Below are 21790 nucleotides of genomic sequence, written 5' to 3' on the forward strand. Positions count from 1 at the left end.
GCCCCAACTCCTCGCGGTCAAACGGCTGCGTCATAGCAGAGTCGGAGGCTTGGGCAAGGTGAGAGTGGGCAGAAAGTCGGTGCCCGCTGCAGTAAGTTGGTGGTAGCCCGCCACCTGAGTGCGGTCAGAAGCAGGTCTCTTCCGGCGCGATGGTGGTCTGCTCTTGGACAAGGCGCCAAACACCGTGGGCATATTCGAACACTTGCCGGGAATGCTGATGCTGGGACTTACGGGTATTCTCATGGGTCACACCCTGGAGCCGTGCATGGAACCCCGCAGTCGCCATATTGCCGGAGATGGCCACATCAATCGGAGAATCGATCAGCAGGGACCATTCGGAGAACGTTTCTGAGACCAATGACGACCAGAAGGCGGAATAAGAGTCGAGTGAGACATTGACCGTCATATGCCCGCCGAAATCCGTTACCATCCGGATCGGGCCGTCCGTGACGATTTCGCGTAGCTTATCGGTCGGCAGTTTGCCGCCGATGCTGCTCCAGGCAGAACACCAGGCGAAGATGCGGGTCTTCACCTCCGTTTCGGGAGAGGTGGGCTCGCGATTTGTCATCACGGACAATGGGGAAGACAGGTGGGGTGGGACCATGCCGCGCTCCTTAATCAAACCGCTACAGATGCGGCTGGTTGAAAACGCGCCAAGGTGGATCTGGTTCCCATCTGGTTTTGTATTTTGTCGCTTTTTTGGGCTGTCGGCAAAGCGCGACCCCGTTCGGTTGGAACGGGGCCGCCCATTGGTAAATTATGCCGTCAGTTACCAGCGCGAGCGGTCGTAAGGATAACGGTCATAGGCGTTTGCCACGCCATCACCATCGGAATCGCGCTCGGTTTCCTGGTCCTTCACACCAGGCATGTCGCAGTCTTCGGCCTCGGTGCAGCCTTTCGCTGCGCCAGCTGCGCCACCGAGGGCGCCACCGATGATGGCACCGCGTTCCGCATCGCCATCGCCGACATTGTTACCAATCACGGCGCCGGCCACCGCACCTGCGGCGGCGCCATAGGCTGCATTGCGTTCGGTTGTACCAGTCGAAGTACAGGCAGCCAGAACAGCTGCGCTGGCACCAATGGCCATCAGTTTCACGGGGAAGGTCATATCGGGTCCTTTCGGGTGGCTATGACCGCATCAACGGTTTGCCCCCGGGCCGGTTCCCCGCACAACATTACAATGAATTCAGAGACTTGATTGGGCTTGTCAGCTCCAGCGCTTGGAAAGCTTCTGGCTGACCTCGTCCGGAGCCTGTTTTTCCGTGCCCTGGTAACCGGTGACCGCGTCAGCCACGAAAGGGTTATCCTGACGCTCCTGCCCGAAGGTGGAAAGTGGGCCGTGGCCGGGCACGAACCGCATCTGTTCGCCGAGCGGCCAGAGCTTGCCGGTGATCGAATCGATCAGCTGCTGATGGTTGCCGCGCGGAAAATCCGTCCGCCCGACCGAGCCACGGAAGAGGACGTCTCCGACAAAGGCGAGGCCGCCTTCCTGGGAATAGATCACAACATGCCCCGGCGTGTGCCCGGGCGTGTGCACGACGCCGAACTTGTTGCCGGCAAGGTCAAGCACGTCGCCATCATGCAGGTACTGGTCAGGTTTGACGTTCCGGCCGTCCTTGATGCCGTATTTCGCGCCCTGGGTTTCGATCTCGTCCAGCAGCCACTGGTCATCTTCGTGAGGACCGATGACCGGGCAGCCGGTCAGTTCTGCAACGGCCGCTGCGGCCCCTGCATGGTCCATATGGCCATGGGTCAGCCAGACGGCGACAATTTTTACGCCGAACTGTTCTGCAGCGCCCATCAGTTTGTCGATGTCCCCACCCGGATCCACGAAGACGCCTTCCTTGGTCTCTGTCGACCAGATCATGGACGTGTTCTGCTGCAGGGGGGTCACCGGAATGATCCGGATCTCGAGCTTGGGCTGGTTGGCGGGTGTCTCAGTCATGATCGCTACATAATCGGTCCGGCGGGGAACGCAAAGCTTGCGGCGGGCGCTTTTCCAGATCGGTGGGGTCCGCTAACAGGTAATGGGCACTCAGGATTGTGGAGAACGAGGGTCGTGCGCATGCCGACACAACGAGGCGGGATGTATCGTGGCGGCGGAGGGATCGCGCGTCTTCTGCGCAGCCGCTTTGGCCTGCTGCTGATCGCCGCAATCGGTCTCTTCCTTTACTGGCAGATGAATCAGAAACCTGTGCCGTTTTCGGGCCGCTCGCAGCTGAATACGGTTTCGATCGAGCAGGAAGTGAAGCTGGGCCAGCAATCCTACCTGCAGATCCTCAATCAGGAGCAGAGTCAGGGCAACGCCGTGCTTTGTGCCGGACAGACATGTTCCGGCGAAGCCGCGCAGCTGACGGCCACGGTGCGCGAGATTGGTGCCCGGCTACAGGCGGCCGCAGTCGAGCTTGAGCGGGAATTGCTGGACGAGGGCTACGCTTTCACACCGGTCGCCGAGACATTCGACTGGACCTATTATGTCGTTCAGTCCGCGACGCCCAATGCCTTCTGCCTTCCGGGTGGGTATGTCGCCGTCTATACCGGCATCCTGGACATCACCGGCAATTATGATGGCCGGGTCAGCCTGGATGACCTGGCCGACCCGGACAAGCTGGCCGTTGTGATGGGACATGAAATCGGCCACGCGCTCGCCCATCATGGGGCAGAGCGGATGAGCCAGCAGCAGGTGATGCAGGTCGGACAGATGGCTGTCGGCATGTCGATGGGGGACATGGATCCTTCACAGCAACGCGCGATCATGCAGGCCTTCGGGATCGCTGCGCAGGGCGGGATGCTCAAATTCTCACGGGAGCACGAGACCGAAGCGGACAAGATCGGCCTCGATCTGCTGGTACGGGCCTGTTACGACCCGCGCGAAGCGCCGGAGCTCTGGCAGCGTATGGGTGAGATCGGCGGTGGCCAGCGCCCGCCCGAATGGATGAGCACGCACCCCGCCAGCGAGACGCGTGCCGAGAATTTCCGCAAATGGATGCCGGGCGCAATTGCCGAATATGAGCGCCGGTGCGGTCCGCTTCGTTGATCTGCGCTACTCTGCTGCAAGGTCTTGCTGAGCGTTCCGGATGACCGCCAGACACAAAACTGCGCCCAGGCCTTTTCAGGCGGGCGCAGTTCGTTGGCGTCCCGCGCTAGCCTGAGGCCAGTCCCACCCAGCACACTACATACGCGGTTCCAAAAGGGTGCTCCGGGCAAGGAAAACCCTCCGGAGCGCTTTGAAAAGTTACGTACCATTGGTATGATAGGCCAGCAACGAAAAAAATGCCCTATGCCACGGCGAACCGCAGAACAGGCTGAAATCACCCGCGCCGCTATCCTTGAGGCGGCCCGGCACAGATTTGCCGAAGACGGATATAATGCCAGCATCGCCAGCATCGTTTCTGAAGCAGGTGTTACGAAAGGCGCGCTTTTCCACCACTTCCCCAGCAAGCTCGACCTGTTCCGGGAGGTCTGGACAGACCTGCAGACACGGATGGGGGAGGAGGCGCTTTCCGAAGCACGCAAGATGAGCGGCGAGGACGATCCCTACATCCAGTTCCTGACCGGTGCCCGGGTCTATCTCAAATGGGCGGCCCGTCCGGAATATTTCAAGATCGTCCTTTATGAGGGGCCGGTCGTGCTCGGCCTTCAGGGCTGGTACGAGTCCAATCGCGATCTCGGGCAAAGCAATGTCCGCAGGGGGATTGAGGCCCTGGCAGAGCGGGGGCGGATCGACCCGCGCCGCGTGAATTCCTATGCCGTCCTGATTCAGTCAGCACTGAACGGCGCCGGGTTTGCCCTCGCCGAAGGGGTCGATGGGCTCAGCCCTGATGAAGTCTATGAGGCTTTTGAAATCATGGTTCGTAACCTGCACTAGGCGAGCGGGTCGATGTGCCCCTGGATGGATGGGTTCACACGCCACCAGGCTGCAATGCCGAACCGGGGGGCTTGCGTTACTTCAACGGCATGCGGAACAGTTTCCGACAGCATGAACACAACCCCGGCCTGTTCCGGCAGCAGGCGCGCGGCTGGTTCACTGGTCTCGTCGGCGCCTTCCGGCCAAACTACGAGCGCGCCGCCATTCTCTGCCGGCCAGTCGTCATTCAGGTAAACGACAAGCGAGACCACCCGGTTGCGGGCGCCCTCGAAGCTGTCGAGATGTCGGTCATAGAATTCGCCAGGCTGGTAGACGGCGAAACAGGCTTCGAATTCGAACAGGCCGATCATAAGCCCCTGATTGAGGGATTGGCGAAGCTGTTCCGCCCACTGCAGGAAGCCCGCCTGAGCCGGGGTCGAGCCGTCCATCCAGGCAATCCGGGATTTCCGGATCGTCCTGTCGAGCTGATAGTCGGTTTCCCGGCCGATTCCGGCAGGTGCCAGATCGTCCTGTAAATTGGCCGCCAGAACTTCGGCGCGCAAGGCATGGTATAGCGCATCCGGCAGCATGTGCGGCTGCCAGCTCCAGCCCTTTGAAGAGAGGTCGCCCAATATCGCGCCCAGACGATTGTCGCCGGGCAAGGGCACCTCAGAGGCAATGGCCGCCATGGCCTTAAACTTTCAAATGGGGCGGATTATTTCCCGGCCCGGTGTTGATCCATCAGATCCGCAAACCGCTGGAACAGGTAGAAGCTGTCCTGCGGGCCGGGGCTGGCTTCAGGGTGATGCTGAACCGAGATGATCGGCCGGTCCTTCACAGCAAGGCCCGAATTGGTTCCGTCGAACAGCGAACGGTGGCTCTCTTCCACGCCGGCAGGCAGGGTGGACGGGTCGACTGTGAAACCGTGGTTCATGGACACGATCTCGACCTTGCCAGTGGAGAGATCCTTCACCGGGTGGTTCGCGCCGTGATGACCCTGCGCCATTTTCATCGTCTTTGCGCCAAGGGCCAGGGCCAGAAGCTGGTGGCCGAGGCAAATGCCAAGGATTGGCAGGCCGCTGTCGATCACGGCGCGGATCATGTCGCCGGACCGCTGGATCGTTGCCGCCGGATCGCCGGGGCCATTGGAGAAGACAACGCCATCCGGCTTGTGCGAGGCGATTTCCTCGAACGAGGCGTCGCCGTTCACGACTGTCGCGCGCACGCCGACATTGGCGAGGTTCCGCAGGATGTTCTTTTTGACACCGAAATCGACCACGACGACGTGGAAGGCAGGGGCATCAAGGTGCCCATAGCCGGTTTCCGGCTGCCAGAGGCTCTCGGCATTATCGAACTCGGCGTTGGTATCGACGTCGGCGGCCAGATCTGCCGTCTCCAGGCCTTCCCAGGCGCGGGCGGTTTCGATCAGCGCATCGAGGTCGATATTTCCGCCCGGCTGGTGGCAGATCGCTGCTTTTTGCATGCCTTTTTCACGGATCAGGCGGGTGATCGCGCGCGTATCGACGCCGGAAAGGCCGACAATTCTGCGTTTCTGTAGCCACGATTCGAAGGTTTCGGTGGCTCGCCAGTTCGATGGTGCCGTGATCGGCTCGCGGAAAATGGCCCCCCGGGCCGCATGGGTAGCGGGGTCTGAAGCCTCTTCATTGTCCTCGCCATTGGCGCCAACATTGCCGATATGGGGAAAAGTGAAGAGGACGATCTGTGAGGCGTAGGAGGGGTCCGTCAGGATCTCCTGATAGCCCGTAATCGCTGTATTAAAACACAATTCTCCGGTGCGGATGCCTTCTGCGCCAGAGCCGTGGCCCAGGAAAACCGTGCCGTCTGCGAGGGCGATCGCTCCGGTGGCTGATGTCACCGCTTGAGTTTTGGCCATGTAGGACATATTTGTCACACCTCCCGGACGCCGCGTAGGGTCTCGTTAACCCATCCGCATGAAGTTCGTCCGGTGTATTGGGGCGGAGTCTCTGCGGCGTCAAGCGAGTGATGCGGCAGGGCTATGAGAGGCAAAACGCGGCATGGGCCGAGAAGATACGAGTGGATTGATGTCGCTGAAAGCGCGCATTGCAAATGCCCTCAAATCAGAGATTGAGCAGGGCCAGCCGGGCGTTCGTCTTGCGACGTTGCGCCTGATCGATTGCGCCGTGCGCGACCGGGACGTGTGTGCCCGCGGGCGAGGGGCAGGTGAAGGCTGCCCGGATGCGGATGTACGGCGGGTGCTCGAAACCATGGTTGCCCAGCGCGAAGTCGCGGCCCGCGAGCACGAAGATGCCGGCCGTCTCGAAGAAGCCATCCGCGAGCGCGAGGAAATCGAGATTATCCAGCAATTCCTGCCGGTTCCTCTGCAGGGCAAGGCCCTGGACTCGGCCGTGGACGAAATTGTGACGGATCTTGGTGCATCGAAGCTCAAGGATCTCGGCCGTTGCATGAGCGCGCTCAAGGAGCGGTATCCCGGCATGATCGAGACCGGCGCCGCTGGTAAAGCCGTCCGCAAGGCTCTCTCGCGCGCCAGCTGATCCGTTCAGTGAAACCTTCTTAACCTTCGGAACATTCCGAAGCGCATGTCCGTTCTTTCCCGCACAAGCCAAGGAAAGGACGCACCATGAAACCCCTTCTCTTTACCGCCTCAGCGATCGCCCTGATGATGGGCACTGCTGCATGCACCGAAGCGACCAGCCATGCGGAGACAACGCCGCCGGTTGCAACGGAAACGGCAGCAGCCACGCCGGACCAGATCAAGGACGAACGCGCCGCTGATCTGGAAGAAATGACCCGGGCTGACATAGAGCCCGCGGCCCGCGATACCTACACAATGGCGCCGGATGAACTGTTCGCATCCAGCCTCATCGGGTCTGCTGTCCTGAACCCGGTCGGCGAGGAAATCGCCACTGTGGCAGATGTCTGGATTGGCGAAGCCGGTGACACGCCGAAGCTGATCGTCCGTGAAGGCGGTGTGGCCGGTGTTGGCGGCACGCTTCACGCCGTCGGCTTCGACAACGCGCTGATCGAGAATGTTACCGACGGGGAAGAGCCCGATGTGCGAGTGACCTATTCGGAAGCGTCTCTGGAAGGCCTGCCGGAATTCGAACAGAATGGCATCGACGACTATCGCCTGGCATCGGAAGCCATGGGCACGACGGCTTCGCTGGCCTTCGGTGACACGCTCGCCCGGGTGAACGACTTCATCATGAAAGCGGACGGCACGCCGGAATACGTCGTCATCTCTGACGGCCTGGCTGCAACGACGAAATTCGTCGTCGATGCCGACACGCTGACCATCGAACAGGGCGATGGGGATGGCAGCCTGCTGATTGACGTCGATGCAGACGCTTTTGCCCACGCCAAAGTGCTGCCGGCCGATCAATAAGCTGCAGGTTCAGTGGAGTAGAGGAGGGTCCGGCGCTGCCGGGCCCTCTTTTCGTGGGAAGACGTGAAAAGGCGCGTTTCCCCGGAGGCGGGAACGCGGTATCCTGACCGGATGGCGCCACCTTCCATCCGCATCCCTGATGGCTTCGTTGAGGAGCTGAAGGCCCGTATCCGGCCTTCGGACGTGATCGGCCGCAAGGTGAAGCTGACCAAGAAGGGCAAGGAATGGGTCGGCCTGTCGCCCTTCACCAATGAGAAATCGCCGAGTTTCTACGTCAACGACCAGAAGCGCATCTTCAAGGACTTCTCCTCCGGCATTGGCGGCGATGTCATCAGCTTTGTCATGGAGACCGAGCGGCTGTCCTTCATGGAAGCCGTGGAGAAGCTGGCCGAAGAAGCCGGCATGCAGCTGCCGAAGGCGAGCCCCCAGGCCGCCGAGGAATATGATCACCGCAAGCGGCTGCAGGCCGTGTGTGAGGCAGCGGCGGCCTATTTCGAAGACCGGCTGAACTCGTCCGAAGGCGCACCCGCGCGAACCTATCTGGAAGGGCGCGGCCTCCGGCCAGCTGCCTGGAAACGCCACCGGCTCGGTTATGCACCCGATGACTGGCGCAAGACGATCGATCATCTGAAGTCGCAAGGTTTCTCCACGAAAGAGATCCTCGAGGCGGGCCTCGCCAAGGAGAGTGACCGGGGCGGTGAGCCGTACGATGCGTTCCGCGGCCGTCTCATGTTCCCCATCGCCGATGTGCGCGGCGGAATTATTGCGTTCGGGGGCAGGGCGCTGCAGCCGGATGCCAAGCCGAAATACCTGAACTCGGGCGACACGCCGCTCTTCCACAAATCCCGCGTGCTCTACCGCTTCAAGACGGCACGCGAGGCGCTGGGCAGCGGTGAAGGCGGCGGCCTGATCGTCTGCGAAGGCTATATGGATGCCATCGCGCTGGCCGAGGCGGGGTTCGGCATGTCCGTCGCCCCACTGGGTACCGCGCTGACCGAAGACCAGCTGAGCCTGATCTGGAAGGCCGGGCCGGAGCCTGTTCTCTGCTTTGACGGGGATCGTGCCGGACTTGGCGCGGCCTATCGCGCGATCGACCGGGCACTCCCGCATGTCGAGCCGGGACGGTCGCTGTTCTTCGTGCTGCTGCCGGACGGCATGGACCCGGACGACCTGATCCGCGCACGCGGCCCCGGCGCCATGGCGGATGCGCTTGAAGGGCGGATTGCCATGTCCGAACTGCTCTGGATGCGTGAGCGGGATGCCGAGCCGCTGGATACGCCGGAACGCCAGGCCGGGCTGGAAGCGCGCCTGATGGCGGCGGCCGCGCAGATCCAGCATCCGGGCGTCCGCGCAGCTTACGAACGAGACCTCAAATCCCGAATGCGGGACCATTTCTGGCAAATCCGCCAGGCGACCCGGGGCAAGCCAAAAGGCAGTGGCGACTACAGGAAACGCACCGGATCGGCACAGTTTCCCGCCTCAGGCGAACAGGGACAGGTGGAACTGAAAGGCGGCGCGCCGGCCAAGCTGCGCGGGCTCGGCCAGGTGGTGCGCGCGGTCGATACGCCCGAACTGCTCGACCTTGGCGCCGAAACGCTCGCGGCGGCGGCGTTTGCTGATCCCGATGTCAGCCTGCTGCGCGATGCTGTCCTTGATTTCGCACATGCAGGAAAACCTATTGACCGCGGGGCATTGAGCGCCCATTTAGCGGAAGCAGGGAACATGCGCGCTGCCAGTCTGCTCAACGAATATCCCCAGACGCCTCCGATAGCGGTCGACGGACCCGAGGCACGGGAATGGCTCATTGCCCTCGAGCAATACATGGTTGCAGGTCGTTCCGCTGAGCAGGACGCTGACGCTGGCATGGATGATGCTGGCGCAGATGCTACGTCGTCGCCATCAGCCTGGCGGCGGAAGCACCAGCTCGTCGCGGAACGCAGGGCTTTGAGGGCCCGCATGAACGAGGCAGCAGGAAAAGTCGGCGAAAGCTGAAAAGCACGGAACTTTGAGATGTATGGCGGGGTGAGCGCGCCGTATGTCACGGGAGAGAGAGTGAATGGCATCTGCCAAGCAGAAGAATACGCAGAGCGAACGCGATAACGATGACGAGAAGGACAACGACTCCGGTCTTGTCGATTTCAACGCCACAGACGTCAAGAAAGTCCTGAAGCGCGCCCAGAAGCGCGGCTTCATCACGCATGACGAAATCAACGCCCTGCTTCCCAATGACGAGATGACCTCCGACCAGATCGAGGACGTGATGTCCCAGATCTCGGAAATGGGCATCGCCGTCGTTGAGACCGAAGAAGAAGCCGAAGAGCAGGGCAAGGCCCTGACCAAGATCGAGGACCGCAAGGTCGTCGCCAAGAAGGGCAACGCCCGCGGCTCTGACCGCACCGATGACCCGGTGCGCATGTACCTGCGTGAAATGGGCGCGGTGGAGCTGCTCTCCCGCGAGGGCGAGATCGCGATTGCCAAGCGCATCGAGGCTGGCCGCGATGCGATGATCCGCGGCCTGTGCGAAAGCCCGCTGACCTTCGAAGCCATGATGGTGTGGCGCGATGAGCTCATCAATGAGCGGATCCTGCTGCGTGACCTGATCGACCTTGAGGCGACCTATGGCGCGGAAAACCCGCCGCCGGAGCCGAAGCCCGTCGAGAAGGAAGAAGAGCCGGAAGCCAAGGCCAAGACCCGCCGCGGCGAGGTCGACGAGGTCGAGGCTGAGCGCGAACGCCAGCAGAAAGAGGCCGAAGAGGAAGAGGACGAAGATGATGCCGCCGCCATGTCCATGTCGGCCATGGAAGCGGAACTTCGTGACGGTGTCCTCGCCAAGCTCGACGAAATTGCCGACGGTTTCGGCCGTTACCGCAAGCTGCAGGACAAGCTCGTCTCCCGCCGCATGGAAGGCAAGGAACTGACGCCGAAGGCACAGTCCGAATATGACGAACTGTCCAATAACATCGTCGAAAACCTGAAGACGATCCACATCAACAACGCCCGTATCGAGGCGCTGGTGGAACAGCTCTATGCCATCAACAAGAAACTGATGGGCCTGGAAGGCAAGCTGATGCGTCTGGCTGACGCGCATGGCGTGCCGCGCAAGGAATTCCTGGAGAACTATTTCGGCCGCGAGCTGGAGCCGGACTGGACCGACAAGGTCAAGGACATCTCGGCGAAATGGAAGCGGTTCATCGACTCCAAGGAAGCCGACATCGAGGAAGTGCGTGCGGAAATCTCCGAGATCGCACAGGAAATCGGTATTCCGATCGATGATTATCGCCGCATCGTGCAGACGGTGCAGAAAGGCGAGCGCGAAGCCCGTATCGCGAAGAAGGAGATGGTCGAAGCCAACCTCCGCCTCGTGATCTCCATCGCGAAGAAATACACCAACCGCGGCCTTCAGTTCCTGGATCTCATTCAGGAGGGCAATATCGGCCTGATGAAGGCGGTCGATAAGTTCGAATACCGCCGCGGCTACAAATTCTCGACTTACGCCACATGGTGGATCCGTCAGGCGATAACCCGGTCGATTGCCGACCAGGCCCGCACGATCCGTATCCCGGTGCACATGATCGAGACGATCAACAAGATCATCCGTACCCAGCGCCAGATGCTGCACGAGATCGGCCGCGAGCCGACCCCGGAAGAACTGGCCGAGAAGCTGGGCCTGCCGCTGGAGAAGATCCGCAAGGTTCTGAAGATCGCGAAAGAGCCGATCTCGCTGGAAACGCCGATCGGTGACGACGAGGATTCAAACCTCGGCGATTTCATCGAGGACAAGGCTGCGCTCCTTCCCGTGGACGCCGCGATCCAGTCGAACCTGCGTGAAACGACGACCCGCGTGCTCGCCTCGCTCACCCCGCGTGAGGAACGCGTGCTGCGCATGCGCTTCGGCATCGGTATGAACACCGACCACACGCTGGAAGAAGTTGGCCAGCAGTTCAGCGTTACGCGCGAACGTATCCGCCAGATCGAAGCGAAAGCGCTCCGCAAGCTGAAGCACCCAAGCCGCAGCCGCAAACTGCGCAGCTTCCTGGATACCTGATTTTCGGCCCGGGACCGGGCCGGCATTACCAGGATAAAACGGGCGCTTCGGCGCCCGTTTTTTGTTTTCATCGTCTCCCCCGGCCGCAGTAATGCGATTGCATTAAATTGCGTCCGGCCTATACCTCGGCCCTTGGAGAGCAAATCCGAGGGGACTAACATTGAAGCGTATCCTGACCGGCGTTGTAATGGGGGTGATCCTGATCGCCGCATGCGCGCTGACTGCCGTTATCGTTGCAAAAAACCGGACTTTGTCAGTCGGCATTCGCGCGGCAACCTCCGGAATGGGCGATGCATCCGTCTCCGATCTGGGCGATGTGGAACCGTATCCTGTGATCGAGTTTGCCGAAAAACACGCCTATGACCTCGGCGGCCAGGCCTATCTCTGGTTCTACGGTCGCTGGCGTATGATCCTTGAGGAGCGCGACTTCGTCCTGAAGAACGGCGCAGAAATCAATTCGCTCCTCAAATACCGTGATCCGCCCACGTCCGACGACGAGATCTATGTCACGCCGAACCTTGATGTCCTGAACATCGTGTCCTTTTTCGATCTCTCGGAGCAGCCGCAGATCCTGACGATCCCGCCTGTCGAGGATGGCCGCTATTATACGTTCATGTTCGTGGACGCTTGGCACAACATCATCGCCAACGTCTCGCGCCAGCATTATCCGCAAGGGGGCCAGCAGGTCGCGCTGGTCGGTCCGGACTGGCAGGGGGAGCTGCCTGAAGGCGCGATCCGCCTCGACTCGCCGACAAACACGGTCGCGCTGCTCGGGCGTATCCGCGTCAGCCCGGAAATTCCAGAAGACGTGGCGAAGGCGCAGAGCATTCTAGACGCGGTACAGCTGGCGCCGCTGAGTGCGACCATGGACGTGCAGGTGGCTGAGAATGCCGTGCCGGGGCAGAGCTATGAACTGATCGACCCGAATGCGCGGCAAACGCTCGGCATCTTCGACAACTACCGTGAAATTCTCCGGCGCAATCCGCCCTATGGCAAGGATGCGTACGCGGCCGATATCTTCGAGGAAATCATTCCGGGCGCCGGGCTGGCGCCAAATCCCGTCTTCATGGCGGGCCTGAAAGAAGCCGCCCAGGACAGCCAGCGCATGATCAGGACAAGTCCCATGGCATCGCGCCTGCGCGGCTGGAGCATGACCCCGCCGGAAGTCTCTACGCCGGACTGGTCATGGTTGTTGCGGGCAGCGCTGACGGAGTATGGCATCCTCGTGAATGTGAAAGAGGAATCCGTCTACATCACCACGACGCTGGATTCGGATCGGAAGAGCATGACGGGCGGGGAGTCCTATGAGCTGCGGCTTGCGTCACCGCCTCCCGTCAAGGAGTTCTGGTCCGTCACCTTGTACGATATGGCAACGGCGCAGCTGATTGCGAATGATTGGGACAAGTTCCGGATTGGGGACAACACGCCGGGCCTGAAATACGAGGCAGACGGATCGCTCCGCCTCTTCATTTCGCCTGAGCCGCCGGAAGACGCTGACTATGTTCCCAACTGGATCCCGAGCACAAAGGACAAGGATATCCAGCTGAACATCGTCATGCGGATTTACGGGCCGACCGATGAAATCCTCAGCAAGGAATGGTTCCCGGAAAACTGGAAGAGGCAGTAGTGCTATCCAGAGACCCAAAAGAAAAAGGGCGGCCAATTGGCCGCCCTTTTGGTTTTGATTTTACCCGGCGGCTTTAAGTGCCTGATCCAGGTCCGCGATCAAATCGTCGGCGTCTTCGATGCCGATGGAGAGGCGGACCGTGTCCGGTGAGGCGCCAGCAGCGATCTGCTGTTCTTCCGTCAGCTGACGGTGCGTGGTCGAGGCCGGGTGGATGACCAGCGAGCGCGCATCGCCAAGGTTCGCGACATGGCTAAACAGGTTGAGGCCCGCGACGAACTTGGTGCAGGCCGTGTAGCCGCCTTTCAGCTGCACGGTGAAGAGGGCGCCGGCGCCCTTCGGGCAGATCTTCGGGATGCGGTTCTTGTAGGGGGACGAGTCGAGCCCCGCATAGGTGACACCTGCGACGGCGTCATGGCCTTCCAGCCAGGCGGCGATCTTCTGCGCATTGGCGATGTGTTTCTCCATGCGCAGCGACAGGGTCTCGATGCCCATCAGCGTGTAGTGCGCGCCCTGCGGGTTCATCGTCATGCCGAGGTCACGCAGGCCGATGGCGATGCCATGGAAGGTGAAGGCGGCGGGGCCGAAGGTCTCGTGGAAGGTGAGCCCGTGATAGGCCGGTTCCGGCTGAGAGAGGGAGGGGAACTTGTCGCTGGCCGACCAGTCGAACTTGCCGGAGTCCACCACCACGCCGCCGGTGACCGTGCCGTTGCCGGTCATGTATTTGGTCAGCGAGTGAACCACCAGCGTCGCGCCATGGTCGATCGGGCGGCAGAGATAGGGCGTGGCCGTCGTGTTGTCGACGATCAGCGGGATGCCGGCTTCGTCGGCAATGGCCGCGATGGCGTCGAGATCGGTGATGTAGCCGCCGGGGTTGGCGATGGTCTCGCAGAAGATGGCGCGCGTATCGTCATTGATAGCCGCTTTCACCGCGTCGAGGTCGTCGAAGTCGACAAAGGTGCAGGACCAGCCGAAGCGTTTGAAGGTCTGGCTGAACTGGGTGATCGTGCCGCCATAGAGGCGTGTCGAGGCAACGATGTTGCGGCCCGGCGCCATCAGCGGGAAGAGGGCCATGATCTGCGCGGCATGGCCGGAGGAGCAGCAGACCGCACCCGCGCCACCTTCCAGCGCCGCGATCCGGTTCTGCAGCGCGCCGATCGTGGGGTTGGTCAGGCGGGAATAGATGTAGCCGACTTCCTGAAGGCCGAAGAGGGCGGCGGCATGGTCGGCATCGCGGAAGACATAAGCCGTTGTCTGATAGATCGGCACCTGGCGTGCGCCGGTGGCCGGATCGGCCTCGGTGCCTGCGTGAATGGCCAGCGTGTCAAAGCCCTGCGGTGTGTCGGTCATGTCGTTTCCTCACTCGTGTACCTGCATTCTCTCCGCTGTCTTTAGGGGAGGGGCCGGAGTGCAGCAATGAGGAAAACTGACGTGTTCGCCGCAGGCTGGCTGAAGCGTGCTCTTACTGGCTGAACGTGTCGCAGGCGTTCGGATCACCGGTGGAGAGACCGCGGCGCAGCCATTCGACGCGCTGTTCGGCCGTGCCATGGGTGAAGGCCTCCGGCGTCACCTTGCCGGTCATGCGCTTCTGGATCATGTCGTCGCCGATAGCCTGAGCCGTGCGCAGCCCTTCCTCGACATCGCCGGGCTCCAGCGCCACCGCGCCGCCGGAAACCTCTGCCGCATGGGCGGCCCAGACACCGGCATAGCAATCGGCCTGCAGTTCCAGCGCGATGGACCAGGCATTGGCTTCTTCCTGGCTGCGCGCAGCTTGCTGTGCCTGGCGCACCTTGTCGCTGGCGCCGGTCAGTTTCTGCACATGGTGGCCGAACTCATGCGCGATGACGTAAGCCTTCGCGAAGTCCGCCCCGGACGCGCCGAGCTGGGTCTGCATGTCCTGCCAGAAGCCGAGATCCAGATAGACGGTCTGGTCGGCCGGGCAATAGAACGGCCCCATCGCCGCCTGGCCATAGCCGCAGCCGGTTCCGGTGCCCTGTTCGTAGAGGACGACCGTCGGTTCGCGATAGCCGCGGAGCGCCTGGCTCCACACATCATTGATATTGGCGCCGATAATGTCGACGAACTGGCCAGCTTCATCTTCCGGTGTGCCGCGCACGCCTTCCTGCGTGCTGGCCGCGTTGCCCGCTGACTGGTCGCCGACGATCTGGGCGACTTCTTCCGGCTCGAGACCGAGAACGAAATAGCCGATCAGGGCGATGATGATGACGCCGAGGCCGCCGCCCGCCACCTTGCCGGGCCCCATGCCGCGCCGGTCTTCAATGTTGCCGCCCTTGCGTCCACCTTGCCAGCGCATCCGTTATCTCCTGAATTTCTGCCGCGCCCCACGCCCGGCCATTGCGGCCATCCTAGCATCCATGCGAGGACGAGCCAGCCTGTTTGACCATCAACCTCAGAGCGGCCGCATGCACGAGACGATCACCCTCAGAACAACGGGGCAGGGGCTCTATGAATTCACCCCCGCCGTCCAGCGCTTCCTGTCGGGCGCAGCAGGCGGCGATGGGTTGCTGACCTTGTTCTGCCAGCACACGTCCTGTTCCCTGCTGGTTCAGGAGAATGCCGACCCGGACGTTCAGGCGGACCTGAAAGCTTTCTTCCGCCGGCTTGTCCCGCCCGCGAACGATCCTTCCATGAGCTATCTGGAGCATCGCACCGAAGGGCCGGACGACATGCCCGCCCACATCAAGGCCGCACTGACGCAGACATCCCTGTCCATTCCGGTGATCGGCGGCCGTATGGCGCTTGGCACCTGGCAAGGCCTCTACCTGTTCGAGCACCGCGACGCCCCGCATACCCGCCGCGTGGTGGCGCACCTGCTGGAAGGCTAGAAACCCGCAGGCGTCGGCAGGCCCGTGGAAGAGAGGCAGATCGCCTTGAAGCGTTCGCCCATGTCTTTCGGGTCGATCAGGCGCTGGGCGGCATTGAACATGGCTTCGGCGTCGTCCGGGTTCGCTTTTACCAATTGATTGAGCCGGGCCTGTGCGCCAAGGCCCAGCAGGAACATGCCTTGCGGGGAGGGCCCGGCTACGTCCAGTCCGATTTTCTTTGCGAGGCGCGCCAGCCGCCCGAAATCGACATCCACCGTCAGGTCGGACTCGCCGGGCAGGTCCAGCGGGCTCACCTGTTGGCCATCCTTGTACGAACGAAGGCTGTCGCCCGGCGCGACATCTGCTGGGCCATAGTCCACGAACAGGGCGCGGAATGGATCGGTGCGGGTCACAAGGTCTGCCAGCAGGATGTCGAGCCCGGTCTGGACTTCGACCACCGCGCTCGTCTCTGCGGCACCTTCCGGGGCGGCCTGTTCGTCGGCGGCAAGGCCGAAGACGAGCTGGCCATCCGCATCCAGCCCGATCACGCATTCGCGCCAGCCATTGCCGTCTTTGCGGAACTGCCGGGCGGGCAGGCAGTCGAGATATTCATTTGCGACCAACAGCATCGGCCCGGCGGGCACTTCGGCGAGCGTCGCAGCAAACTCCGGCTGGGCGGCGGCAAGGGCCTCACGCTGGATCTCGCGCATGGCGGGGGCTGGTTCCACGAGGGTCACGCGCATGGCGCGGGCGAAGTCTTCACCGCCGGCCACCATGGCGAGGCGCAGCGCATCCTGCATCAGCACACCGCGGCCGGGGCCGATCTCGACGATGCGGATTTCTTCCGGCGATCCCATCGCCTTCCACTCATGCACCAGCCACAGGCCGATCAGCTCCCCGAAGACCTGGCTGATCTCGGGCGCGGTGATGAAATCCTTCCCGATGCCGGGACGCGTGGCGTAATAGCCCTGGCCCGTGTCGTGCAGGCAAAGCTGCATATAGGTCGACACAGGGATCGGGCCGCCTGTCTCGATCAGGCGGATGAGGCGCTCTTTCAGGGTCACGCTTGCTTCGCAGGTTTCTGCTTCAGCGCATTCCAGACGAGCCATGCGCCGCCCAGCCACATCGGGATGGACAGGATCTGGCCCATGGTCAGCCATTCCGGCAGGCCGTGCACGAAACTGTCCGGCATGCGGAAATTCTCCACCATGGTGCGGCCGAAGGCGTACATCAGCAGGAAGAGACCCGCGACGAGGCCCGGCCGCTTCAGCGCGCCGAAGCGCCAGATCAGGATGGAGAGGACGATCAGTGGCAGCCAGCCTTCCAGTGCGGATTCATAAAGCTGGCTTGGAAAACGCGCCGTCTCGAAGCCGGTATAGACCCATTGCCCGGTGTCCCAGTTATAGGCCGGCGGCGTGGAGCCCGGCACAATGCCTTCCGGGAAGATCATGCCCCAGGACGAGTCCGTGTGGCGGCCATAGAGTTCGGCATTGATGAAGTTCGCGATACGGACGAGGCCAATGCCGATCGGGGCCACAACGCCGGCGATGTCGCCGATGGAATAGAGGCTCACCTTCCGCGACCAGGCGAAATAGACGAGCGCTATCGCGACGCCGGAAATCCCGCCGTGGAAGGACATGCCGCCATCCCAGATGCGCAGGATCGTGCCGGGGTCCGCGATCAGCGCGTCAAACTGGTAGGGCACCATATAGAAAAGAATGTAGCCGATCCGTCCGCCGAGGATGATGCCCAGGATGATCCAGAACATGATGTCGTCCAGCTGGTCCTTGGTCAGCGGGCTTGTCCCCCCGAACAGGGCCGGGCGTTTGATCATCGCCGTGGCGTACCACCAGGCAAGGCCGATCCCGGCCATATAGCCCAGCGCGTACCAGCGCAGGTGGAACTTGCCGAGGCCCAGGAAACCGAAATCAATCGAGAAGATGGCAGGGCTCATCTCAGGGAAAGAGAGGGCACCAGCGGCCAGGTGCGCCCCCAGCAGCGTCATCGTGTCAAACATGCGGCCTCTTTTCCCTGTCTTGCCCCGGACCTATCTGTTACGGAAAGCGGCAGACAAGGCCAACCACCCGCGCGCGAAGGAGTAGCCTCATGGCGACGACAAATCCACTGCTCGATGACATTGCAGGTCTGATGACCGGCGCGCTGGGCGCGGCCCGGACAGCGGGCGAGGAAGCGAAGACGGCGGCGCAGGCCCGCGTGCGGGCGATGATTGCCGATATGGACCTTGCCGGGCGCGACGAAGTCGAGGCGCTGAAGGCGCTGGCTGTCTCGGCGCTGGAAAAAGTCGAAGCGCTTGAAAAGCGTGTGGCGGAGCTGGAAGCTGCCGCAGATCAGGGCGACAGCTGAGTTCTGCCCCTCCCTTAACTGTTGAAGCGGATGGACCTCGTCGCTGAGGGGCGTATGCATGGCCTATGCGTGGGGATAGCGCAGAGGGACGAATCCTGTCCCGATAACAAAGTCTGCGAGGGGAGCGTAAATGAGTGTCGGTCTGACCCGCAACGAATACAACATGGTCGACCCGCTGGAACGGGTCGAACAGGCGCTGGAAGAGGGCGGCTGGCAGGCGGAGCGCGACGAAGAAGGAACGCTGCAGGCCGTTGCCGAAACCCGCTGGGGCGATCTAGGTTCCCTGTTTGCCTACCGGCCGGATCCGGCCGCGATCCATTTCTCGATGACGTTGGACGTGAAGCCGCAAACGGCGCGCCGCTCCCAGATTGCCGAGCTGATCATGATGGCGAACGAACGCCTGTGGCTCGGCCATTTCGATTACTGGGCCGATGAGGGCGTGATCATTTTCCGCTACACTTTCCCGATGATGGACCGGGACGAGCCGACGCTGGGCGAAGTGCGCAGCACAATGGCCGCCGCGGTCAGCGCGGTGGAGCGGTTCATCCCTGCCTTCAACTTCCTGATCTGGGCCGGAAAATCCCCGCGCGATGCCATCGATGCGGTGATGTTCGAAACCCACGGCGAAGCCTGAGGCGATGGCCGGGCCTTCGATCGCCCTGATCGGGGCAGGCCGGATGGGCGCCGCGCTCGCCAGCGGCTGGCTGGCCGGACGGGGCAAGCCCGACATCCGCATTCAGGATCCGAAGCCGTCCGAAACCGTCACCGAATGGGCCGGGGCCGGCAAGGTCTCGCTGAACCCTGAGCCTGAGCCGGTGGATGTGCTGGTCATCGCGGTGAAGCCGCAGGTCTTCCCGAAAATGGCCGAGAGCCTGAAGCCCTGGATCGGGCCGCAGACCCTGGTTCTCTCCATCATGGCCGGGACGCGTCTCAAGCAGCTGACCGAGCGCCTCGGCACAGGTCATGTCATCCGGGTCATGCCAAACACGCCCGGAGCCATCGGCAAGGGCGTCTCGGTCATGGCGAAGTCCGATATAGTCATGGCGAAGCAGCTCGAAATCGCCGGAAAACTGCTGAAACCGCTCGGCGAAGTCATCGGTCCGGTGGACGAGAAACACATGTCGGTCGTCACCGGTCTGTCCGGCAGCGGCCCGGCCTATGTCTTCCTCATGGCCGAAGCCATGGCCGATGCCGCGATGGCCGAAGGCCTGCCGGCTGAGCTGGCAGAACAGCTGGCCGCGCTCACCATCGAAGGGGCGGCCGCCCTGATGGTGCAGTCAGACGAGGCGCCGAGCGCCCTCAGAAAAGCGGTCACCTCACCCGGCGGCACCACCCAGGCGGCTCTTGACATCCTCATGGATGAGGGTGGGATGCCTATCCTGATGCGAAAGGCTATCCGCGCCGCTGCGAACCGCGACCGGGAGCTCTCTCGCGACACGGATTAGGAGTGAAACAGCACCATGGAGGCGGAGACTGGCGACATCGTCGAACTGGGCCTCCTCGCCGCGCTGCGCCTCGCTGAGGACACGCCCTGGGGCGACATCACCCTCACTGCCATTGCGGAAGAAACCGGCCTGCCGCTGAGCGAGTTTTACGGCGTCACGCGCGACGACCTCGCCAATGCCTTCGACGCCTATTTCGACCGCGCCATGTCAGCCGAGGGCCCGCCGGGCGGGGACTCCCCGCGTGAGCGCCTGTTTGACGTCATCATGCTGCGGTTTGAGGCGATGGAGGATCATCGCGCCGGCGCTGTCGCCCTGATGCGGGACCGGGAGCGGACGCCGCGGCTTCTGCTGCGCCTCCCGGCACACCGGGCTGCCAGTGCGCACTGGGCGCTGGCTTCGGCTGGTCTCGATGATGACAGCGGCGCGCCACTGGGGCTCAAAGTGGCTGCCATCGCTTTTGTTATCGCGCAGACTGAACGGGCCTGGCGCAAGGACAAGAATGGCGATTTTGCCCTGACCATGGCGGCGCTGGACAAGGCCCTGCGCGCTGCGGAAGGGCGGATGCAGCGCCTGAACAGATACATACCCAAAAAATCAAAGAGCGGGCCGGACGAGCCTGACGATGCGGAGGAAACCCATGAGCCGACCCGGCCTCGACACCAATCCCCTTGAACTGACGCCGGACTGGTTCAACCAGCTTTTCGAAGAAATAGGCATTGATGCGGAGGTCTCTGGCCTGACCGCAAAGTCTATCGGCACCGGACAGATCGGCGAGAATGTCCGCTTTGTTTTCGACTATGCCCGCAAGGGGGATGGCGCCCCGGCGACGCTGGTCGGCAAGTTCCCGTCGGACAATGAAACCAGCCTGATGACCGCCAAGATGCTCGGCCATTACGAGCGGGAAGTGAACTTCTACCGCACCTTCCCGAAAGTGGCGGGGCGGATCACGCCCTCGGCGCTCTACACCGACTATGACCCGGAGACGAACCGGTTCGCCCTGATCATGGAAGACATGGCGCCGGCAGAGCAGGGCAACCAGCTGACCGGTTGTAGTGTGGCGGAAGCCGAACGCGCGATGGATGCGGCCGCGATCCTGCACGCAGCGCACTGGAACGATGCCTCACTCGACACACATCCCTGGCTGCAGGGGAGTGCCGTGGCGCCGCCGCCGGCCCTGACGATGGAAGCGACGGTCGCGCTCTGGACGGGGTTCAAGGACCGCTATGGGCCCCAGCTCGCGCAGGAAGACGTTGAGGTGGGCGATGCCTACACCGCCGCCCTGCCGAAGATGCAGGAGATCGAGCGGCCCGGCCCGTTCGCGCTGACGCACAATGACTACCGTCTGGACAATATGCTGTTCGGCAAGCCGGGCTCACCGAAACCGCTGGCGGTCGTCGACTGGCAGACGGCAGGAAAAGGCGTGCCCGCCAGCGATGTGGCCTATTTCATCGGTGCCGGCCTGACGCGTGATGACAGGCCGAAACATGAGCAGGCCCTGCTGCGCTATTATCATGCGCGCCTGCAGGATGAGGGCGTGACGGACTATGACTTCGATGCGCTCTATGACGACTATCGGTATACCTGCTTCTACGGCATGTCGGTCGCCTATGGCGCGGCGATGCTCGTCAAGCAGACCGAGCGCGGCGACCAGATGTTCCTCACCATGCTGCGGCGGCACGCGGCGCAGGCGCGGGACAATAATGCTCTTGAATTGCTGCCCTGACACCGAAGATTTTTCTCAATCGTGTAATGTTTCCTGCAGAGTCTCAGCCAGTGTGCCGGGGCGGAACAGGTTTCCAAACATCCTCCTAATGACCAGCCGCAAAGTCTCGTAACAGGTTACGCGTGGGCTTAAGGGGAAGCGCGTAGTGTCCATATTCCGGGCTCTCCAGAAGGAGTGCCTGCCCTCTATTGGAAGATGGTGTGGATATGGAACAGCAGAATGCAAAACCGATGAGCGTGAAAGGCCCGGATGGCCAGAAGCTCACAATGGCGGATCTCCCGTCGCCGAACATTTCCCGTTGGGTCACGCGCCGCAAGGCCGAAGTGGTCGCCGCTGTTGCCGGTGGCCTGCTGAGCCGCAAGGCGGCTTGCGACCGCTATAATCTCACGGACGAAGAGTTCGAAGGCTGGGAGCGTCTTTACCTGCGTCACGGCACGAAAGGCCTGCGCACAACCCGCCTGCAACAGTATCGCCGCTAGGCCGCTGTTAAACCCAAATTTACGGGCGCCCCGTTAACTCTGGCGAAAGCATC

23 protein-coding genes are annotated in these 21790 nt (G+C 62.3%); 14 read left to right on the forward strand and 9 right to left on the reverse strand.

All coding sequences use genetic code 11. The annotated features are described in order from the left end of the window. Positions 1–124 precede the first annotated feature (124 nt). The 3 genes from HJA_RS07445 to HJA_RS07455 form a co-directional block, all read right to left on the reverse strand. Positions 125–604: a hypothetical protein gene (locus tag HJA_RS07445; protein WP_155839889.1), complete on the reverse strand. Its 480-nt coding sequence runs from the start codon at positions 602–604 to the stop codon at positions 125–127. 165 nt (positions 605–769) lie between these two features. Continuing rightward, a complete protein-coding gene (locus HJA_RS07450) occupies positions 770–1108 on the reverse strand; it encodes a YMGG-like glycine zipper-containing protein (RefSeq protein ID WP_035580288.1) in 339 nt (112 codons plus the stop codon). Between the two features lie 99 nt (positions 1109–1207). Next, on the reverse strand, positions 1208–1945 hold the full coding sequence (locus tag HJA_RS07455) for an MBL fold metallo-hydrolase (RefSeq protein WP_035580291.1): 738 nt from the start codon (positions 1943–1945) through the stop codon (positions 1208–1210). A 120-nt stretch (positions 1946–2065) separates the two neighbouring features. Here HJA_RS07455 and HJA_RS07460 point away from each other — a divergent pair, with 120 nt between their 5' ends. Together HJA_RS07460 and HJA_RS17945 are read left to right on the forward strand one after the other, a co-directional pair. Beyond that, the gene (locus HJA_RS07460; protein WP_241764315.1) at positions 2066–3037 is read left to right on the forward strand and encodes a M48 family metallopeptidase; all 972 of its coding nucleotides are present in this window, start codon (positions 2066–2068) and stop codon (positions 3035–3037) included. Positions 3038–3280: 243 nt separating this feature from the next. Beyond that, positions 3281–3868 carry a TetR/AcrR family transcriptional regulator gene (locus HJA_RS17945; RefSeq protein ID WP_051597484.1) on the forward strand — a complete coding sequence of 196 codons (588 nt, stop codon included), beginning with the start codon at positions 3281–3283 and terminating at the stop codon, positions 3866–3868. Here HJA_RS17945 and HJA_RS07470 read toward each other — a convergent pair. Together HJA_RS07470 and carA are read right to left on the reverse strand one after the other, a co-directional pair. After that, positions 3865–4536, reverse strand: a complete 672-nt coding sequence (locus tag HJA_RS07470) for a 2OG-Fe(II) oxygenase (protein ID WP_035580297.1) — start codon at positions 4534–4536, stop codon at positions 3865–3867. The genes HJA_RS17945 and HJA_RS07470 overlap by 4 nt on opposite strands. 26 nt (positions 4537–4562) lie before the next feature. Further along, the gene (gene carA, locus HJA_RS07475) at positions 4563–5741 is read right to left on the reverse strand and encodes a glutamine-hydrolyzing carbamoyl-phosphate synthase small subunit (protein ID WP_035580805.1); all 1179 of its coding nucleotides are present in this window, start codon (positions 5739–5741) and stop codon (positions 4563–4565) included. Positions 5742–5883: 142 nt separating this feature from the next. Between carA and HJA_RS07480 the strand changes: the two genes are divergently transcribed. From HJA_RS07480 to HJA_RS07500, 5 genes are all read left to right on the forward strand, one after another. Then, the gene (locus HJA_RS07480; protein ID WP_241764317.1) at positions 5884–6381 is read left to right on the forward strand and encodes a GatB/YqeY domain-containing protein; all 498 of its coding nucleotides are present in this window, start codon (positions 5884–5886) and stop codon (positions 6379–6381) included. An 86-nt stretch (positions 6382–6467) separates the two neighbouring features. Further along, a complete protein-coding gene (locus HJA_RS07485) occupies positions 6468–7232 on the forward strand; it encodes a PRC-barrel domain-containing protein (RefSeq protein ID WP_035580303.1) in 765 nt (254 codons plus the stop codon). 111 nt (positions 7233–7343) lie between these two features. Beyond that, positions 7344–9224 carry a DNA primase gene (dnaG, locus tag HJA_RS07490; RefSeq protein ID WP_051597485.1) on the forward strand — a complete coding sequence of 627 codons (1881 nt, stop codon included), beginning with the start codon at positions 7344–7346 and terminating at the stop codon, positions 9222–9224. A 64-nt stretch (positions 9225–9288) separates the two neighbouring features. Continuing rightward, on the forward strand, positions 9289–11277 hold the full coding sequence (gene rpoD / locus HJA_RS07495) for an RNA polymerase sigma factor RpoD (protein WP_035580306.1): 1989 nt from the start codon (positions 9289–9291) through the stop codon (positions 11275–11277). A gap of 160 nt (positions 11278–11437) precedes the next feature. Then, entirely contained in the window at positions 11438–12904 is a 1467-nt protein-coding gene (locus HJA_RS07500) for a DUF1254 domain-containing protein (RefSeq protein ID WP_155839890.1), read from the forward strand. 60 nt (positions 12905–12964) lie between these two features. Here HJA_RS07500 and HJA_RS07505 read toward each other — a convergent pair whose 3' ends face one another. Then, positions 12965–14251 carry an O-acetylhomoserine aminocarboxypropyltransferase/cysteine synthase family protein gene (locus HJA_RS07505; protein WP_035580312.1) on the reverse strand — a complete coding sequence of 429 codons (1287 nt, stop codon included), beginning with the start codon at positions 14249–14251 and terminating at the stop codon, positions 12965–12967. Between the two features lie 112 nt (positions 14252–14363). Next, complete coding sequence (gene ypfJ / locus HJA_RS07510; protein WP_035580315.1) at positions 14364–15215, reverse strand: KPN_02809 family neutral zinc metallopeptidase; 852 nt, start codon at positions 15213–15215, stop codon at positions 14364–14366. Positions 15216–15324: 109 nt separating this feature from the next. On the opposite strand from ypfJ, the gene HJA_RS07515 reads away from it, so the two are divergent. Beyond that, positions 15325–15747: a secondary thiamine-phosphate synthase enzyme YjbQ gene (locus HJA_RS07515; protein WP_035580318.1), complete on the forward strand. Its 423-nt coding sequence runs from the start codon at positions 15325–15327 to the stop codon at positions 15745–15747. Here the strand turns inward: HJA_RS07515 and HJA_RS07520 are convergent. Both HJA_RS07520 and lgt read right to left on the reverse strand, forming a co-directional pair. After that, the gene (locus HJA_RS07520) at positions 15744–16835 is read right to left on the reverse strand and encodes a class I SAM-dependent methyltransferase (RefSeq protein WP_241764318.1); all 1092 of its coding nucleotides are present in this window, start codon (positions 16833–16835) and stop codon (positions 15744–15746) included. The genes HJA_RS07515 and HJA_RS07520 overlap by 4 nt on opposite strands. Beyond that, a complete protein-coding gene (gene lgt / locus HJA_RS07525) occupies positions 16787–17743 on the reverse strand; it encodes a prolipoprotein diacylglyceryl transferase (protein ID WP_241764319.1) in 957 nt (318 codons plus the stop codon). The genes HJA_RS07520 and lgt overlap by 49 nt, the downstream gene beginning before the upstream one ends. Before the next feature lie 89 nt (positions 17744–17832). Here lgt and HJA_RS07530 point away from each other — a divergent pair, with 89 nt between their 5' ends. The 6 genes from HJA_RS07530 (at position 17833) to sciP (ending at position 21737) form a co-directional block, all read left to right on the forward strand. Then, positions 17833–18090: an accessory factor UbiK family protein gene (locus tag HJA_RS07530; RefSeq protein ID WP_035580324.1), complete on the forward strand. Its 258-nt coding sequence runs from the start codon at positions 17833–17835 to the stop codon at positions 18088–18090. 130 nt (positions 18091–18220) lie between these two features. Next, a complete protein-coding gene (locus tag HJA_RS07535; RefSeq protein WP_035580327.1) occupies positions 18221–18724 on the forward strand; it encodes a type III secretion system chaperone family protein in 504 nt (167 codons plus the stop codon). 4 nt (positions 18725–18728) lie between these two features. Next, positions 18729–19535 (forward strand): pyrroline-5-carboxylate reductase, encoded by an 807-nt coding sequence (gene proC, locus HJA_RS07540; RefSeq protein WP_035580331.1) that lies wholly within the window; start codon positions 18729–18731, stop codon positions 19533–19535. A gap of 15 nt (positions 19536–19550) precedes the next feature. Beyond that, entirely contained in the window at positions 19551–20207 is a 657-nt protein-coding gene (locus HJA_RS17950) for a hypothetical protein (RefSeq protein WP_051597486.1), read from the forward strand. Next, entirely contained in the window at positions 20173–21258 is a 1086-nt protein-coding gene (locus HJA_RS07550) for a phosphotransferase (protein WP_051597487.1), read from the forward strand. The genes HJA_RS17950 and HJA_RS07550 overlap by 35 nt, the downstream gene beginning before the upstream one ends. Positions 21259–21464: 206 nt before the next feature. After that, entirely contained in the window at positions 21465–21737 is a 273-nt protein-coding gene (sciP, locus tag HJA_RS07555) for a CtrA inhibitor SciP (protein ID WP_035580335.1), read from the forward strand. Positions 21738–21790: the final 53 nt, after the last annotated feature.

Origin of the sequence: Hyphomonas jannaschiana VP2 (genome assembly GCF_000685215.1) — a bacterium.
Classification (GTDB): domain Bacteria; phylum Pseudomonadota; class Alphaproteobacteria; order Caulobacterales; family Hyphomonadaceae; genus Hyphomonas; species Hyphomonas jannaschiana.

Excerpts from the sequence above, each read along its gene's own strand:
- HJA_RS07445 (WP_155839889.1), bottom strand. The coding sequence starts at position 604 with ATGGTCCCACCCCACCTGTCTTCCCCATTGTCCGTGATGACAAATCGC.
- HJA_RS07450 (WP_035580288.1), bottom strand. The coding sequence starts at position 1,108 with ATGACCTTCCCCGTGAAACTGATGGCCATTGGTGCCAGCGCAGCTGTT.
- HJA_RS07455 (WP_035580291.1), bottom strand. The coding sequence starts at position 1,945 with ATGACTGAGACACCCGCCAACCAGCCCAAGCTCGAGATCCGGATCATT.
- HJA_RS07460 (WP_241764315.1), top strand. The coding sequence starts at position 2,066 with ATGCCGACACAACGAGGCGGGATGTATCGTGGCGGCGGAGGGATCGCG.
- HJA_RS17945 (WP_051597484.1), top strand. The coding sequence starts at position 3,281 with ATGCCACGGCGAACCGCAGAACAGGCTGAAATCACCCGCGCCGCTATC.
- HJA_RS07470 (WP_035580297.1), bottom strand. The coding sequence starts at position 4,536 with ATGGCGGCCATTGCCTCTGAGGTGCCCTTGCCCGGCGACAATCGTCTG.
- carA (WP_035580805.1), bottom strand. The coding sequence starts at position 5,741 with ATGGCCAAAACTCAAGCGGTGACATCAGCCACCGGAGCGATCGCCCTC.
- HJA_RS07480 (WP_241764317.1), top strand. The coding sequence starts at position 5,884 with ATGGGCCGAGAAGATACGAGTGGATTGATGTCGCTGAAAGCGCGCATT.
- HJA_RS07485 (WP_035580303.1), top strand. The coding sequence starts at position 6,468 with ATGAAACCCCTTCTCTTTACCGCCTCAGCGATCGCCCTGATGATGGGC.
- dnaG (WP_051597485.1), top strand. The coding sequence starts at position 7,344 with ATGGCGCCACCTTCCATCCGCATCCCTGATGGCTTCGTTGAGGAGCTG.
- rpoD (WP_035580306.1), top strand. The coding sequence starts at position 9,289 with ATGGCATCTGCCAAGCAGAAGAATACGCAGAGCGAACGCGATAACGAT.
- HJA_RS07505 (WP_035580312.1), bottom strand. The coding sequence starts at position 14,251 with ATGACCGACACACCGCAGGGCTTTGACACGCTGGCCATTCACGCAGGC.
- ypfJ (WP_035580315.1), bottom strand. The coding sequence starts at position 15,215 with ATGCGCTGGCAAGGTGGACGCAAGGGCGGCAACATTGAAGACCGGCGC.
- HJA_RS07515 (WP_035580318.1), top strand. The coding sequence starts at position 15,325 with ATGCACGAGACGATCACCCTCAGAACAACGGGGCAGGGGCTCTATGAA.
- HJA_RS07520 (WP_241764318.1), bottom strand. The coding sequence starts at position 16,835 with ATGGCTCGTCTGGAATGCGCTGAAGCAGAAACCTGCGAAGCAAGCGTG.
- lgt (WP_241764319.1), bottom strand. The coding sequence starts at position 17,743 with ATGTTTGACACGATGACGCTGCTGGGGGCGCACCTGGCCGCTGGTGCC.
- HJA_RS07530 (WP_035580324.1), top strand. The coding sequence starts at position 17,833 with ATGGCGACGACAAATCCACTGCTCGATGACATTGCAGGTCTGATGACC.
- HJA_RS07535 (WP_035580327.1), top strand. The coding sequence starts at position 18,221 with ATGAGTGTCGGTCTGACCCGCAACGAATACAACATGGTCGACCCGCTG.
- proC (WP_035580331.1), top strand. The coding sequence starts at position 18,729 with ATGGCCGGGCCTTCGATCGCCCTGATCGGGGCAGGCCGGATGGGCGCC.
- HJA_RS17950 (WP_051597486.1), top strand. The coding sequence starts at position 19,551 with ATGGAGGCGGAGACTGGCGACATCGTCGAACTGGGCCTCCTCGCCGCG.
- HJA_RS07550 (WP_051597487.1), top strand. The coding sequence starts at position 20,173 with ATGAGCCGACCCGGCCTCGACACCAATCCCCTTGAACTGACGCCGGAC.
- sciP (WP_035580335.1), top strand. The coding sequence starts at position 21,465 with ATGGAACAGCAGAATGCAAAACCGATGAGCGTGAAAGGCCCGGATGGC.